Origin of the sequence: Streptomyces flavofungini (assembly GCF_014650815.1) — a bacterium.
Classification (GTDB): domain Bacteria; phylum Actinomycetota; class Actinomycetes; order Streptomycetales; family Streptomycetaceae; genus Streptomyces; species Streptomyces flavofungini.
Genome location: NZ_BMVR01000002.1, coordinates 717,039 through 730,367, shown reverse-complemented (window position 1 = coordinate 730,367; position 13,329 = coordinate 717,039). Strand labels below are relative to the sequence as shown.

14 protein-coding genes are annotated in these 13,329 nt (G+C 73.3%); 4 read left to right on the top strand and 10 right to left on the bottom strand.

Features of this window, described 5'->3' with window-relative positions:
• Positions 1 to 221: 221 nt before the first annotated feature.
• Complete coding sequence (locus IE274_RS07000; RefSeq protein ID WP_190114677.1) at positions 222 to 983, bottom strand: prolyl oligopeptidase family serine peptidase; 762 nt, start codon at positions 981 to 983, stop codon at positions 222 to 224.
• Between the two features lie 103 nt (positions 984 to 1,086).
• On the opposite strand from IE274_RS07000, the gene IE274_RS06995 reads away from it, so the two are divergent.
• Together IE274_RS06995 and IE274_RS06990 are read left to right on the top strand one after the other, a co-directional pair.
• Positions 1,087 to 2,280, top strand: coding sequence for an adenosine deaminase (locus tag IE274_RS06995; RefSeq protein WP_190114676.1), 1,194 nt, complete (start codon positions 1,087 to 1,089; stop codon positions 2,278 to 2,280).
• A 132-nt stretch (positions 2,281 to 2,412) separates the two neighbouring features.
• On the top strand, positions 2,413 to 2,877 hold the full coding sequence (locus IE274_RS06990; protein WP_190114675.1) for an ATP-binding protein: 465 nt from the start codon (positions 2,413 to 2,415) through the stop codon (positions 2,875 to 2,877).
• A gap of 102 nt (positions 2,878 to 2,979) precedes the next feature.
• Here IE274_RS06990 and IE274_RS06985 read toward each other — a convergent pair whose 3' ends face one another.
• From IE274_RS06985 to afsQ1, 5 genes are all read right to left on the bottom strand, one after another.
• Positions 2,980 to 3,180 (bottom strand): PspC domain-containing protein, encoded by a 201-nt coding sequence (locus IE274_RS06985; RefSeq protein WP_190114674.1) that lies wholly within the window; start codon positions 3,178 to 3,180, stop codon positions 2,980 to 2,982.
• A gap of 102 nt (positions 3,181 to 3,282) precedes the next feature.
• The gene (locus IE274_RS06980; protein WP_190114673.1) at positions 3,283 to 3,777 is read right to left on the bottom strand and encodes a VanZ family protein; all 495 of its coding nucleotides are present in this window, start codon (positions 3,775 to 3,777) and stop codon (positions 3,283 to 3,285) included.
• Positions 3,778 to 3,943: 166 nt separating this feature from the next.
• Positions 3,944 to 4,552 (bottom strand): hypothetical protein, encoded by a 609-nt coding sequence (locus IE274_RS06975; protein ID WP_190114672.1) that lies wholly within the window; start codon positions 4,550 to 4,552, stop codon positions 3,944 to 3,946.
• A complete protein-coding gene (locus IE274_RS06970; RefSeq protein WP_190114671.1) occupies positions 4,549 to 6,156 on the bottom strand; it encodes an ATP-binding protein in 1,608 nt (535 codons plus the stop codon). Before IE274_RS06970 ends, IE274_RS06975 begins: the two co-directional genes overlap by 4 nt.
• Positions 6,153 to 6,830, bottom strand: coding sequence for a two-component system response regulator AfsQ1 (afsQ1, locus tag IE274_RS06965; protein ID WP_037659607.1), 678 nt, complete (start codon positions 6,828 to 6,830; stop codon positions 6,153 to 6,155). Before afsQ1 ends, IE274_RS06970 begins: the two co-directional genes overlap by 4 nt.
• Before the next feature lie 201 nt (positions 6,831 to 7,031).
• Here afsQ1 and IE274_RS06960 point away from each other — a divergent pair, with 201 nt between their 5' ends.
• Complete coding sequence (locus tag IE274_RS06960) at positions 7,032 to 7,808, top strand: SigE family RNA polymerase sigma factor (protein WP_190114670.1); 777 nt, start codon at positions 7,032 to 7,034, stop codon at positions 7,806 to 7,808.
• A 255-nt stretch (positions 7,809 to 8,063) separates the two neighbouring features.
• On the opposite strand, the gene IE274_RS06955 is transcribed toward IE274_RS06960, so the two are convergent.
• The 4 genes from IE274_RS06955 to IE274_RS06940 form a co-directional block, all read right to left on the bottom strand.
• Complete coding sequence (locus IE274_RS06955) at positions 8,064 to 8,699, bottom strand: uridine kinase family protein (RefSeq protein WP_190114669.1); 636 nt, start codon at positions 8,697 to 8,699, stop codon at positions 8,064 to 8,066.
• Between the two features lie 302 nt (positions 8,700 to 9,001).
• A complete protein-coding gene (locus IE274_RS06950; RefSeq protein ID WP_190114668.1) occupies positions 9,002 to 10,231 on the bottom strand; it encodes an alpha/beta hydrolase family protein in 1,230 nt (409 codons plus the stop codon).
• Between the two features lie 213 nt (positions 10,232 to 10,444).
• On the bottom strand, positions 10,445 to 11,119 hold the full coding sequence (locus IE274_RS06945; protein ID WP_190114667.1) for a response regulator: 675 nt from the start codon (positions 11,117 to 11,119) through the stop codon (positions 10,445 to 10,447).
• A complete protein-coding gene (locus tag IE274_RS06940) occupies positions 11,116 to 12,432 on the bottom strand; it encodes a sensor histidine kinase (RefSeq protein WP_190114666.1) in 1,317 nt (438 codons plus the stop codon). Before IE274_RS06940 ends, IE274_RS06945 begins: the two co-directional genes overlap by 4 nt.
• A 294-nt stretch (positions 12,433 to 12,726) precedes the next feature.
• Between IE274_RS06940 and IE274_RS06935 the strand changes: the two genes are divergently transcribed.
• A complete protein-coding gene (locus tag IE274_RS06935) occupies positions 12,727 to 13,173 on the top strand; it encodes a hypothetical protein (RefSeq protein ID WP_190114665.1) in 447 nt (148 codons plus the stop codon).
• The last annotated feature ends 156 nt before the right edge of the window (positions 13,174 to 13,329 follow it).

The window sequence follows — 13,329 nt, the reverse complement described above, 5'->3', positions numbered from 1 at the left end:
CGAAGGCCGACGTGCTGGGGGGAGTTGGTCACGCGCTCATGGTGCTGCGCCCGGCGATGTGCGCGGCCCCGATGCCCCCAAATCACCCCGCATGGGTGGAAGATGGCCGCACCGCTTCCGCCCGTCGTGGGGGCACCCCCTGCTCCTCCAGAGCTTGGGGGAGCTTGCCGACGAGGCCGCAGGCCGATCGGCGGGTGGTCCCACCCGCGCTCGACACCGGCCTAGCCCAGCGTCCTGCCAAAGCCGGAGGCGAGCGGCATACGTAACCCCAAAGGCGGCGGCGCGGCCAACGCGTCCTCGACCGGCCGGGCGTACCGCTGCCCGAACAGGGCCCCCTGGACGAAGTTCACGGCGAGCGCATGCACCTCGGCGTGATGCTGGCTGAGCCGATGCCCGTCCGAATGCACCTCGAACCGGCAGACGTCCCGATTGGCCTTCTTGGCCCGCTCGGCGAGCCGGAACGACAGCTCAGGGTCGGTCCGCTCGTCATTGGTGCCGTGCACGATCATCACCTGCCGCCCGGCAAGCTGCTTGACGGGCTCGGCGGGCGCGGCCACATCGTCCTCGGGCAGCCAGGGAGCCAACGCCAGTACGGAGTTGACGGCGGAATGCGCGGCGGCCCACAGCGCGGCCCGCCCGCCCATGTCGACCCCGACGAGACAGACGGGCACATCGCCGTAGCGCCGCACGACCTCGTCGGCGGCCCACTCGGCGTCCCGGGCAAGCTCCGCCTCGGCGCCGTTCCACCCGGCGACCCGGTAGCGCACGACGTGCGCGGCGAGTCCGTCGCCCTGCCCGGCCCGGCCGAGGGTCCGCCCGAGGGAACGTATCGCCCCGCCGGTGAGGGGCGAGGGCTTGCGGCCGGACGTCTCGTGCCCACCCGGCAACAGCAGCGCCACCGCGCTCACCGTCGAGGGGCGGGGGCCGATCACACGCCCGAGCCTGGCCGTGCGCACGGGACAGGACGTCGCTTGCTGTGCCATGGCAGAACAGTGTCAGAAGTCATGGTGTATGCCACCCGTCCGCAGGGTCACTGTTACATATCGACCCGGTGAGTTCTACGCGCGTAGGAGTTAGAGTGCGGAAATGACGAGCCAGACCAGCAAGATCAGCGCAGCGAGCGGCCGCCCGGGCCGTGAAAGCCACTCCGGCACCCCCGACCCCGAGCAGATCCGCCGCGCCCCGAAGGTCCTCCTCCACGACCACCTCGACGGCGGCCTGCGCCCCGGCACGATCGTCGAGCTGGCCCGCGAGAACGGATACGACGGCCTGCCCGAGACCGACCCCGACAAGCTCGGCGTCTGGTTCCGCGAGGCGGCCGACTCCGGCTCCCTGGAGCGGTACTTGGAGACGTTCGCGCACACCTGCGCCGTCATGCAGACCCGCGAGGCGCTGTTCCGCGTCGCCGCCGAGTGCGCCGAGGACCTGGCCGAGGACGGCGTCGTCTACGCCGAGATCCGCTACGCCCCCGAGCAGCACCTGGAGGGCGGCCTCACCCTCGAAGAGGTCGTCGAGGCCGTGAACGAGGGCTTCCGCGAGGGCGAGCGCCGCGCCAAGGCCAACGGCCACCGCATCCGCGTCGGCGCCCTGCTCACCGCGATGCGGCACGCGGCCCGCGCCCTGGAGATCGCCGAACTCGCCAACCGCTACCGCGATCTGGGCGTGGTCGGCTTCGACATCGCGGGCGCCGAGGCGGGCTTCCCTCCCACCCGGCACCTGGACGCGTTCGAGTACCTGAAGCGGGAGAACAACCACTTCACCATCCACGCCGGTGAGGCCTTCGGCCTGCCGTCGATCTGGCAGGCCCTGCAGTGGTGCGGCGCCGACCGCCTCGGCCACGGCGTGCGCATCATCGACGACATCAAGGTCGCCGACGACGGCACGGTCCAGCTCGGCCGCCTCGCCTCCTACGTCCGCGACAAGCGCATCCCGCTGGAGCTGTGCCCGAGCTCGAACCTGCAGACCGGCGCCGCCACCTCGTACGCCGAGCACCCCATCGGCCTGCTCCGCAAGCTGCACTTCCGGGCCACCGTCAACACCGACAACCGCCTGATGTCCGGCACCAGCATGAGCCGCGAGTTCGAGCACCTGGTCGGCACCTTCGGCTACACGCTCGACGACATGCAGTGGTTCACCGTCAATGCCATGAAGTCGGCGTTCATTCCTTTCGATGAACGCCTCGCCATGATCAATGACGTCATCAAGCCCGGCTACGCCGAGCTGAAGTCCGAGTGGCTCTTCCGCCAGACGGTCTCGACCAGCGGGTCCGTCGACAGCTAAGCGGATTTTGTACGTCAACACGGCGGCCGGGAGGAGTAACTCCCGGCCGCTTTCGACTGTTTGCGGGCTGTACCAGCGGGTGCTTACCGTCGAGCCCCGCTCAACGCCCCCGTCATCAAGGACGCATTCAACATGAAGCAGTCTGCCGTCAAGACCCTCGGTGTCGCCGCTCTCGGTGCCGCCTTCGCCGCCACGGGCGCCGGTGCCGCGAGCGCTGCCGCCGGACCGGACGCCGTGGGCGCCCTGAGCACGGTCGCCTCGACGCTGCCGCTGGAGGAGACCGCCCAGAGCCTGCCCGACGGGGCCCCCGAGGCCCTGGCCGCCGGCCACAGCGCGCTGCAGAGCGGCCTGAAGTCCGCCAAGCCCACCACCGACAAGCTCCTCCCGCTCGGCGACGACCAGGGCGAGGGCGCCGCCGACCGGGCCATGAGCACCAAGCCCGCGCCGAAGCCCGCCGACCCGGTCAAGGGCCTGCTCGGTGGCGTCCCCGTCGCCCAGGGCCTGGGCACCAACGCCCTCCCCACCGACGCGGTGACCGGCGCGCTGCCCACCCAGGGCACGCCCCTGGGGGCCGTTTCGGGCCTGCCGCTCGGCTGACCTGAACCACCCGGCACACGCACGACGGGGCGCACCCTCTGGGGGGTGCGCCCCGTCGCCGTACCGGGACTGGTCCGTCGGCGTACCGGACCGGTGCCGTCGTCACCAGGCCGTCTTCGCCCTGTTCTCACTCGGGAGCACGATCCACATGGCGATGTAGAGCAGGAACTGCGGGCCGGGCAGCAGGCACGACAGCACGAACGCGACGCGCACGGTCGTGGCGGACCAGCCGAAGCGGCGGGCGATGGCAGCGCACACGCCGCCGATCATGCGGCCGTCGGTGGGGCGGGCAAGGGCGGACATGGGGGCTCCTCGTCGACCGTTGTCGGGTCTGGGCGGGAGGCGTCGGCTTGTCGGCGCCTCGATATACCCAAGGTAGGTCCGCGAAACGGGCAAAGCGTCAGGCTACGGAGCGATGCCGACCCTGGGAATCGTCGGGGTCGACCCCTGAGGGGCCTCCTCCCTGAGGCGGGCCGTCCGGGGCCGCACGGAGGAGCGGCGGCGCAGCCGGGCCCGGGCCGCGGGCACCACGGCGACATGCGCGAGCGCCACGCCCAGCGTGTTCAGGAGCAGCGAGTCGACGTCGACGACCTGCCCGGGCACCCCGGTCTGCAACAGCTCGATGCCCAGCGAGAGCAGCGCCCCCGCCGCGACCGTACGGGCGAGCGACGCGAGGCGCGAGACGTCGAGACGCCCCCCGACCAGCGGCAGCAGCACCCCGAGCGGCGCGAGAAGGAGCAGCGCCCCGCCGATCTGCCGGGCCGCCTGCTCCGGGCCGCGCTCCAGGTCCGCCTTGATGCCGGCCAGCGGCTCCAGGTTCGCCGCGCTCACCCAGGGCACGTCCAGCGGGCGCAGCGTGATCCACGCGACGACCAGGAGATGCGCGGCGAGGAGAAGCATCCCCGCCGCGCGAAAGCGAATGGCGGCACCGCGCCCGCCCGAGCCTTGACGCACGCCCCCCAAGACGCCGGTGGCGGCGGGATCGGTTCCGCACGGGTCGGGACTCCTGCGTACGTGGTGGGGCAGGCGCCCGCCCCGGGCCCCTCAGGAGTCCAGCGGCTCCGGCTCAGGAGTCCAGCGGCTCCGACGGCGGCGACACCGTGCCGGGGCGGGCCCGCACGGCCTGCGTGCACTCGTAGCGCTCCAGGCCGGTACCGGCGGGGCCGCCCAGGACGACGGAGCCGTCACCGTCCGACGCGGCGCTGTCCGCGTACGTGCAGACGATCTGCGCGAGCGCGTGCGCCGACAGGCTCCGCGGGCGGGTGCTCAGGCGCAGCGCCTCGTCCGGGTCGTCGCGCTGGGGGCCGGTGACGGTCATGCCACGGCGCACGTCGGTGGCGTACCCGGCCTGCTTGGCGGCCTGGGACGGCGGCACGGACAGCTCGTCGAGGAGCGCCTGCGCGATCCGCACCCGGTCCGTGGTCGCCTTCTCGGTGGGGATCCGCACCGTCCGGTCGACGATCACCAGCTGCGACGCGCACACCAGGAAGACCTGCACGGGCACGCCGGTGACCGAGTCGCGCGCGGAGATGTCCGGGCCCGACGCCACGCACGGCACCCGCGAGGGCGCCGCCCCGAAGTCGGTCGGCACCTCCGTGGAGCGGATGCCGCAGCCGGTCAGCGTGGCGGTGAGCACGGCGGTGGCAAGCGCGGCGCTCAGCCGTCGCCTGGTCATTTCTGTTCCTTGCCTTCCTCGGAGCGGTCCTCGCCCCGGTCCCCGTCGGCGTCCGCCCCGTCCTCCCGGTCGGGACCGGGCTCCTCCGTCAGCGGCGAGGGGTCCCGCGGCAGCCGCAGCGTGAACACCGCGCCCCCGGCCGGGGAGTTGGCCGCGGTGATCTCGCCGCCGTGGATGTGCGCGTTCTCCAGGGCGATGGAGAGCCCGAGCCCGCTGCCCTCCGACCGCGGCCGGGACGCGCTGGCCTTGTAGAACCGGTCGAAGACGTGCGGCAGCACGTCCTCGGGGATGCCCGGACCCCCGTCGCGTACGGAGATGACCAGGCTGTCGCCGTCCAGGCGCACCGAGACCTTCACCGGGGAGCCGCCGTGCTTGAGGGCGTTGCCGATGAGGTTGGCGAGGATGACGTCGAGGCGGCGCGGGTCCAGGCGGACGGTGGTGCCGCGCTCGGCGTCCAGGTCGACGGCGTCGAGCCAGGCGCGGGCGTCGATGCACGCGGTGATCTGGTCGGCGATGTCGACGTCGTCCAGGACGAGCCGGGCGGTGCCCGCGTCGAAGCGGGTGACCTCCATCAGGTTCTCGACCAGGTCGTTCAGGCGTCGGGTCTCGCTGACGACGAGGCGGACGGCGGGCTCGATCATGGGGTCGACGGAGCCGGTCTCGGCGTCCAGCTCCTCCTCCAGGACCTCCGTGACGGCGGTGATCGCGGTGAGCGGGGTGCGCAGCTCGTGCGACATGTCCGCCACGAAGCGACGGCTCGCCTCGTCGCGGGCGCTCATGTCCGCGACCTTCTTCTCCAGGTTCTCCGCGGTGCGGTTGAACGTCCGTGACAGATCCGCCAGCTCGTCGGTGCCCGACACCCTGAGCCGCGTGTCCAGCTTGCCCTCGCCGAGCCTGCGCGCGGCCACCCCGAGCCGGTGCACGGGTTTCAGGACGGTCGTCGCGGCGGCCTGCGCGAGCAGCGCCGAACCGACCAGGGCCAGCGCCGTGGCGATCGCGAGGGACCAGCCGAGCGAACTGAGGTCCTTGGCCTCCGGTTCGAGCGACTTGAGCATGTAGCCCGTCGGCCCGCCGCCGATCACCTTCGCCCCGCCCACCAGGTACGGCGTGCCGTGGTCCACGGTCCGCTGCCAGTACAGGTGGTACGGGCTCTTGTTGCCCGACGAGACCGACTGCTCCTTCTTGACCGCGTCCCGCAGCGACTTCGGCACCTTGGCGAGAGTGAAGGACTCCAGGTCGGAGTAGCCGAGCACCTGGTCACCGCTGGCGTTCTCGCTGATCAGGAGCACGCTGTAGCGCTGGCTGCTGTTCGCCATCTGCCCGGCGGCGGTCTGCAGCTCGTCCTGCGTGGGGTTCAGCGGCAGCGCGCCCGCACGGGTCTGCAACTGCTGCCGGAAGTCCTTCAGGGCCGCGTCCTGCGCGCGCGTCAGGACGGCCTCGCGGTTCAGCCAGTACGCGATGCCGGACGCGGACACGGCGGCGGTCAGCGCCACCAGCGCGAACACCACGACCAGGCGCAGCCGCAGACTGGTGAAGCGCAGGCCGGACAGGATCTTCTTGCGGGCCGCGGGCAGCCCGCGGAGCTTGTCGTGCGGTTTGGTCACTGAGGCGTGTCCAGCCGGTATCCCACGCCGCGCACCGTACGGATCAGCGTCGGCGAGGACGGCACGTCCTCCACCTTCGCGCGCAGCCGCTGCACGCAGGCGTCGACGAGCCGTGAGTCACCGAGATAGTCGTGCTCCCACACCAGGCGCAGCAACTGCTGGCGCGACAGCGCCTGCCCGGGCCTGCGGCTCAGCTCCAGGAGCAGCCGCAGCTCCGTCGGCGTGAGCTGCAGGTCCTCGCCGTTCTTCGTCACCGTCATGGCCGCGCGGTCGATCACCAGCGAACCGAACGTCGCCGCGTCGTTGGCCTCGCGCTCGCCGCGGCGCAGGACCGCGCGGATACGAGCGTCGAGCACCCGCCCCTGCACGGGTTTGACCACATAGTCGTCGGCCCCGGACTCCAGGCCCACGACCACGTCGATGTCGTCGTTGCGCGCGGTCAGCAGGATGATCGGCAGCTGGTCGGTGCGCCGGATGCGACGGCACACCTCGAAGCCGTCGATGCCCGGCAGCATCACATCCAGCACGATCAGGTCCGGGCGCTGCTCGCTGAGCAGCTTCAGACCGTCCTCGCCGGTGGCAGCGGTGGCCACCCGGTGGCCCTGGCGCGTCAGCGAAAGCTCCAGGGCCGTCCGGATGGCGTCGTCGTCCTCGATCAGCAACAGGGAAGGCACAAACGTCATTCTGTCCCATGGTGCGGGCCCAGTTCGACTGTTGGTGGGGGTCTCACACCGCACCCACACGAGTCTGCGGCGCGCTTTCGGTGCCACGAGGCCTGTTGCAGGCCTGTGACAGTCGGCGGACACCGCCATGAAGTGGGCCGGGCAGAGTTTTGGTCACACGGAAATCCCAGACTCCACGACGGGGGGCGCGAGATGAACACGCTGCACAGCACCAGCTCAAGCGCAGTTGTCACGCGTCTGCACGACGTCCACCGGAGTTCTGAGAAGCACGAGAAGTCCGGTGCCGTGAGCGGGCGGGGGTGCGCTCGCGGCACCGGGCGTCAGCACACCACGTACATGACGGTGGTTGACGCACTCAAGGGCGGCGGTGACGGGGGAGCTCACGGGGGAGCCGCGTACAGGGAGGTCTCGGGGGAGCGGACGCAGTCCCGGACGGGGAGCGAGGACGCCGAAGCGGCGTTCACGGCCTACGTCCAGGAGCGCCGCGCCTCCCTGTACGCCACCGCCTACCACCTGACCGGTGACCGGTTCGAGGCCGAGGACCTGCTGCAGAGCGCCCTCTTCTCGACGTACCGGGCCTGGGACAGGATCAGCGACAAGGCCGCCGTCGGCGGTTATCTGCGGCGCACCATGACGAACCTGCACATCAGTGCCTGGCGCCGCCGCAAGCTCAACGAGTACCCGACCGAGGAACTGCCGGAGACGGTGGGCGACACGGACGCGATGCGCGGCACCGAGCTGCGCGCCGTGCTGTGGCAGGCCCTGGCCCGGCTGCCCGAGCTCCAGCGCACCATGCTGGTCCTCCGTTACTACGAGGGCCGTACGGACCCGGAGATCGCGGACATCCTCGACATCAGCGTGGGCACGGTGAAGTCCAGCATCTGGCGGTCGCTCCGCCGGCTGCGCGAGGACGAGGTCCTCAGCTTCGGCCGTGACCAGGAAGAGTCCTTCGGCGAGTTGGTCGCCTGAGGACGGGGGGGCACGGGGGCCGTCGCTTCGGGGGAGGCGGCGGGAGCAAGAGGTGGGGGACCCACGGGGGAACCGGGGGGTTCGGGGGAACCCACGGGGGGACGCACGGGGGTGCACGGGGGAAATCAAGGAAAAAACAGACAGCGGGACCGGAGGGCCGGGGGGTCCTTCCGGGCCCGCTGTTTGGCGTGCGCGGCCCGGCGTGTCGCGGGGCCGGGGCGCGGGGGAGCCGGTGCGCGGGGCGCGAGGGCCGGGTCAGGCCGCCGCGCGGGCCTTCACGCAGCGGCCCGCCGCCGCGGCCGCGAGCCGCCCGAGGGCCTCCTCCTTGCCGCAGGCGTGCGCACCGAGCGCCGTCTGCCGGGCCACGATGGAGCGCTCCGCGCGCATCAGCCGCCAGCCGCGGCGCAGCAGGAACGGCACCGACTTGCGGCCCTCGCGCAGATCGCGCAGCAGCCTGCGCCGGAACGTCGTCGAGGGGCGGCCGCGCAGGCAGATCGCGTCCGCGAGGACGCCGAGCTCACGGCAGCGGTCCACGATGTCGGCGGCGAAGATGCCCTCCGCGATGAACAGCGGGGTGCGCTCGATGTCGAGTGCCTCCTCGCCGACCCGCGAGCTCGTCGCGATGTCGTACACCGGGACCCGGGTGCGGCCGGTGCGGCACAGCTCACCGATCGCGGCGAGGGCGACGTCGGCGTCCCAGGACAGCGGGGAGTCCCAGTCGATGTCCGAAGTGCCGGCGACCTGAGGCAGCGACGGGTCGGTGCCTTCCTTGTAGAAGTCGTCGAGGCACAGCACGGGCAGTCCCGTGCGGGACGCGAACGACGACTTGCCCGAGCCGGAGGGGCCGGCGAGCAGCACGACTCGGGTGGGTATCGGGGGATGGGAACCCAATGCTGTGAACCTTCTCACCAGTGGTCTTGCCGACGGATCGGCTGTGGCTGCCGCTTTCGGCCCTGCTGACCCCCTCGGTCCCGGCTGGTCCGGCCGTGTCCCGCTCCGCTCTCGGGTGCGCGCGCACCTGTGGGTACGCGCGCGGGAGGGCGGTTCGGCGCCGGGGTCCGGGGGTCGGCGGGCCGTTGCTGCGGGCACGGCTCGTCGGCGGTGGTCCGGGTCATTATCAACCGGTGCGAGGCGGGTGCCCAGACCCGGGGCGGCGGCAATGTGCGGCCGCCACGGACCGGCTTGCGGAAACGTCAGTTCTGTGACGTGGGAGGGGCCAGGTGATGGAAGCGGACTTCCGGGTTCGCGGCGCTCGGGCCGTTCAGGACCGGCTGCGGGCGGCCGCGCAGGTGCTGGTCGAAGAACGCGCCGACATACGTGCCGGTGATCGCCGCCGCACGACGGCCCGGCAGCCCGCCCGGCGTGTCCTCGCCTAACTGCCCCGCCAGCGGTGCCAGGTCGGTGAAGGCGAAGTGGTCCGCCCCCGCCACCCGCAGCCAGCGCTTCCAGCCGCTGATCCGGTCCCAGGTGGCCTCCCACAGCTTGTCCCTGCCGCTGTGGTCCGCCGCCGTGCCCAGCATCAGCAGCGGGCGGCCGGACAGGTCCGACGCGGGGCCGACGTCGGCGAAGGGGCCGTCCATGTTCACCGCGGCCCGCACCCGGGCGTCGCCCGCGGTGGCCGCCGCCGCGCCCGCGCCGCCGAGCGAGTGCCCGGCCATGCCCACGCGCTTCTTGTCGATCAGGCCCGCGTGCCGCCACCCCGGCCGGGCGCCGGTCAGCCGGTCGAGGACGAACCGCAGGTCCTTGGCGCGGCCCTTCGCGGCGGGTTCGAAGGTGTCGTCGCCGACCCGGTCGCAGGCCGCGCACGGCAGGATCCCCCGGCCGGGGAACGCCACGCCCACGGCCTCGTAGGCGTGGTCGACGACCGCGACGACGTACCCCCGGCTCGTCAGCTCCTCGGCCAGGCCCGTGAGGGTGGTGCCGGGCACGGAGAAGCCGGGCGAGAGAACCACCAGCGGGTGCGAGCCGGGCGCCGGGCGCGCGCCGGTGCGGGTGTGGGTGCGGGTGCCGCTCAGGACCTCCGCCGGTACGTCGTCGAGCCCCCGGTCCGCGAGGAAGAGCCGGGCACCCTTGCGGCTCATGTACGGCGCCGGGGTCCCGGTGCCCGTCCGCGCCGGGTAGTACAGCGACACCATCAGCTCCCGCGCGCCCGCCTTCGGCACCCAGGGGTCGCGGCGGCTGTGGTCGACCAGGTGCAGGGAGGCGCGGCCGACGGCGTGCGGGCCCGTCGGCCGGGGGAGGCGCAGTCGGGGGCTCGGGGCCTGGGTCTTGGCGGCGGTGAGCCCGGCGGTCGTGGGCCCGGCGTCGGCGGTCGTGGCCGACGGGGCCGGGGCCGCTCGGGCACCGGTGGTGAGGGCCGCGGTCCCGCCGGTGAGGGCACAGGTGAGGAGGGCGGCGACGGCTGTGCGGCGGCGCGTCTGCATGGCTGTGGGCTCCTTGATTCGCGGCCGCACCGGATCGCGGCGGCCTCGGCCACCTCAACGTAGGAGCGGGGGTGTCCGGGGCGAGTCCCGCTGGGGAGCCGACTCCGGGGGTGGCTCTGGGGAGCCAGGCGGCCGGACGCGGGCCGGGAGGCGGCTTGGGGGAAGCGGCTTGGGGGAAGCGGTCGGGGCGGCGGGCCGGATGGTGGCGTGCCGTCAGCCCGCGTTGCCGCCCGGGACGACGAGGCCGCTCTCGTACGCGAAGACCGCGGCCTGGGTGCGGTCGCGCAGCTGGAGTTTGTGCAGGATGCGGCCCACGTGGGTCTTGACCGTCTCCTCGGCGACGGTGAGCGCCGCGGCGATCTCCGTGTTGGACAGGCCCTGCGCGATCCGGGCGAGCACCTCCGTCTCCCGGCCGGTCAGCCCCTGGACCCGGGCGCCGGAGGCCCGCGCTGGACCGGTGCCCAGGCGGGCGAACTCCGCGATGAGGCGCCGGGTGAGGTCCGGCGAGAGCAGCGCGTCGCCGCCCGCCACCACCCGTACGGCCTCGGCGAGTTCGACGCCCGACGCGTCCTTCAGGAGGAAGCCCGCGGCGCCCGCGCGCAGCGCCTCGTACACGTACTCGTCGAGGTTGAAGGTGGTCAGGACCAGGACCTTCGGGTGGGTGTCGGGGTGCGCGGTGATGCGGCGGGTGGCGTCGATGCCGTCGACGCCGGGCATGCGGATGTCCATCACGATCACGTCGGGGCGCAGGTCCCGCGCGAGGTCCACGGCCTCCGCGCCGTCCCGTGCCGTGCCGGCGACCTCGATGTCCGGCTGGGCGCCGAGCAGCACCGAGAACGCGTCGCGGACCATCGCCTGGTCGTCGGCGATCACCACGCGGATCGTCATGCGGGGGTGTCCTTGTCGGTAGGGGGCGCGGGCGTGGTGCGGGTGGGGAGGGTCGCGGCCACTTCGTACCCGCCCTCCGGTGTGGGGCCCGCCGTGAAGTCGCCGTCGAGCATCGCGGCGCGCTCCCGCATGCCGGTGAGGCCGTGCCCCGCGCCGGGCGAGGGCGGGGCGGGCCCGGTGGCCGGGGCGTTGGTGACGCGCAGGGTCAAGGTGGTGCGACCGTAGCCGAGTTCGACGGTCGTGGGGGCGCCGGGCGCGTGGCGCAGGGTGTTGCTGAGGGCCTCCTGGACGATGCGGTACGCCGACAGCTCCACGCCCGGCGGGAGCGTGCGGCGGGCGCCCCGCACCCGTGCGGACACGGGCAGACCGGTGGCCCGCACCTGGGACAGGAGGGCGTCGAGCTGGTCCAGCGAGGGCTGCGGGGTGGTGTCGGCCCGGGTGCCGCCGGGGGGGTCGGCGCGCAGCAGGCCCAGCAGGCGGCGCAGTTCGGCCAGGCCCTCCAGGGCGTTGGCGCGGATCGACGCCAGCTCGGTGACCAGTTCGGGCGGCGGGTCCGGGACGCGGTACGGGGCGGCGTCCGCCTGGATCGAGATCAGCGACATGTGGTGGGCCACCACGTCGTGCAGCTCGCGGGCGATGCGGGCGCGCTCCTCCAGCACCGTGCGCTGCGCGCGCTCCTCCGCCGTCGCCGCGATCTGTTCCGCCAGGCGATTCCTGTCCTCGCGGCGGCCCCGGCGGATGGCTCCCGCGAGGAGGGCGGTGGCGTACAGGGCGGTGCCGGTCGCCACCGTCGCCCACGAGCCGACGCCCGCGCCGAGGAGTTTCAGGGACGCCCCCAGGGCGGCGCTCAGTGCCGTCGCCGTCGCCGCCGGGAGCAGGGGGAGGCGCAGGGCCAGGAGGAAGAGGGTTCCTGCCTGGACCAGCCAGGCCCACAACTCGTTGGCCGGGGTGGGCGGGTGGCCGAGTGCGAGGGCGGTGAAGCAGGCGAGGGACAGCCAGTACGCCAGGGGCGGTCGGCGCAGGGCGAGCAGGAGCGTGGCCGCGTGGGTGATCGCCAGGAGGCGTGCCGGCAGGTCGGCGCCCGTCGCGGACAGGGCTACGGCCGCGAGGAGCACCAGGGTGTGGGGGAGGTGGCGGAGGGGGCGGGGCCAGGTCAGTGCGGGGAGGGGGTGGGGGGTGGTGGTGAGGAGGGGGTTGAGGACGTTCGCGATGAGGGGCTTGCGGGGGGTGGTGCGGAGGGTGGTGCGGGGGTTCGTGGGGGCTTCGGGCCGGGAGGTGGGAGGTGGTCCGCCGCTCGCGGGGGTGGTGGGCACGGTCGTTGTCCTTCGGGCGGGGTGTGGCTGGGCCCGGGTGCCGGTCGGCCGGTCGGCCTGTGGGCAGGGTCGTGGTGACGCTATGCGACCGAAGGGGTGGGGGGCGTCCCGCTGGGGGGCGGTTCGGGGTGTAGCTCTGTGGGGGGACGGGGTGGGCTCGGGGCGGGGCGCGGCGGGGGATTTTGGGGAGCGGTGAGGTGGTCGGCGCTGGGGTGGTCTTTGATACGAGGGGGCCCGGTCAACTACTCTTCGTGCACGCTCGATTACTTACGTATGTTCCGTGAGGTGGTCCCCATGGCTCGAAACCCTGCACGTGACTCGGCGCGGCACGCGGCGACGAAGAGTTCCTCCGCGTCCCGGGCGCTGCTGCGCGCGGGGCTCAGCGTCTCCGTCGCGGGGGCGGCACTGGGGCTCGGGGGTGGGGTCGCCGGCGCCGCGCCTGCGGCCGTGCCCGCCTCGGAGCTGGCCACGCCGGTGGGGGACGTCGATCCCGCCATTGCCGGGAGCGCGCTCACCGATGGGCTGCACCGGGCTACCGCCGGTGGGCTGGGGGCCGCCAAGAACCTGCGGCTCAACCCGTTGGCCGGGACCGGGGTCGATCCGCTCGACAACGCGGTGGGGACCCAGGTGGCCGACTTCAAGCCGGTGTCCACGGCCGTGGCCACGGGGCCGTTGACTCAGGGCGGGTCGTTGGCGGAGATGCCCGTCGTGGGGACGGTGGCTGGCGTGTTGCCCGGGTAGGGCCCCGCGGGGCATTCCCCAGTCCCGCCCCTTCCCGGAACCGGGCCTCTGCCCCGGACCCCGGGGTGGATGTCCCCTTCGGGCAGGACGGTCCGCCGCCGCGCCTCGTCAAACTCCCCCAAGCTCTTGAGGATCAGGGGACCCCACGACGGGCTG

What these genes read in the sequence shown, in the direction of transcription:
- IE274_RS06985 (WP_190114674.1), bottom strand. Translation starts at nt 3,180, where the DNA reads ATGTCCGCCCTTGCCCGCCCCACCGACGGCCGCATGATCGGCGGCGTG.
- IE274_RS06980 (WP_190114673.1), bottom strand. Translation starts at nt 3,777, where the DNA reads ATGCTTCTCCTCGCCGCGCATCTCCTGGTCGTCGCGTGGATCACGCTG.
- IE274_RS06975 (WP_190114672.1), bottom strand. Translation starts at nt 4,552, where the DNA reads ATGACCAGGCGACGGCTGAGCGCCGCGCTTGCCACCGCCGTGCTCACC.
- IE274_RS06950 (WP_190114668.1), bottom strand. Translation starts at nt 10,231, where the DNA reads ATGCAGACGCGCCGCCGCACAGCCGTCGCCGCCCTCCTCACCTGTGCC.
- IE274_RS06935 (WP_190114665.1), top strand. Translation starts at nt 12,727, where the DNA reads ATGGCTCGAAACCCTGCACGTGACTCGGCGCGGCACGCGGCGACGAAG.
- IE274_RS07000 (WP_190114677.1), bottom strand. Translation starts at nt 983, where the DNA reads ATGGCACAGCAAGCGACGTCCTGTCCCGTGCGCACGGCCAGGCTCGGG.
- IE274_RS06990 (WP_190114675.1), top strand. Translation starts at nt 2,413, where the DNA reads ATGAAGCAGTCTGCCGTCAAGACCCTCGGTGTCGCCGCTCTCGGTGCC.
- IE274_RS06960 (WP_190114670.1), top strand. Translation starts at nt 7,032, where the DNA reads ATGAACACGCTGCACAGCACCAGCTCAAGCGCAGTTGTCACGCGTCTG.
- IE274_RS06945 (WP_190114667.1), bottom strand. Translation starts at nt 11,119, where the DNA reads ATGACGATCCGCGTGGTGATCGCCGACGACCAGGCGATGGTCCGCGAC.
- IE274_RS06995 (WP_190114676.1), top strand. Translation starts at nt 1,087, where the DNA reads ATGACGAGCCAGACCAGCAAGATCAGCGCAGCGAGCGGCCGCCCGGGC.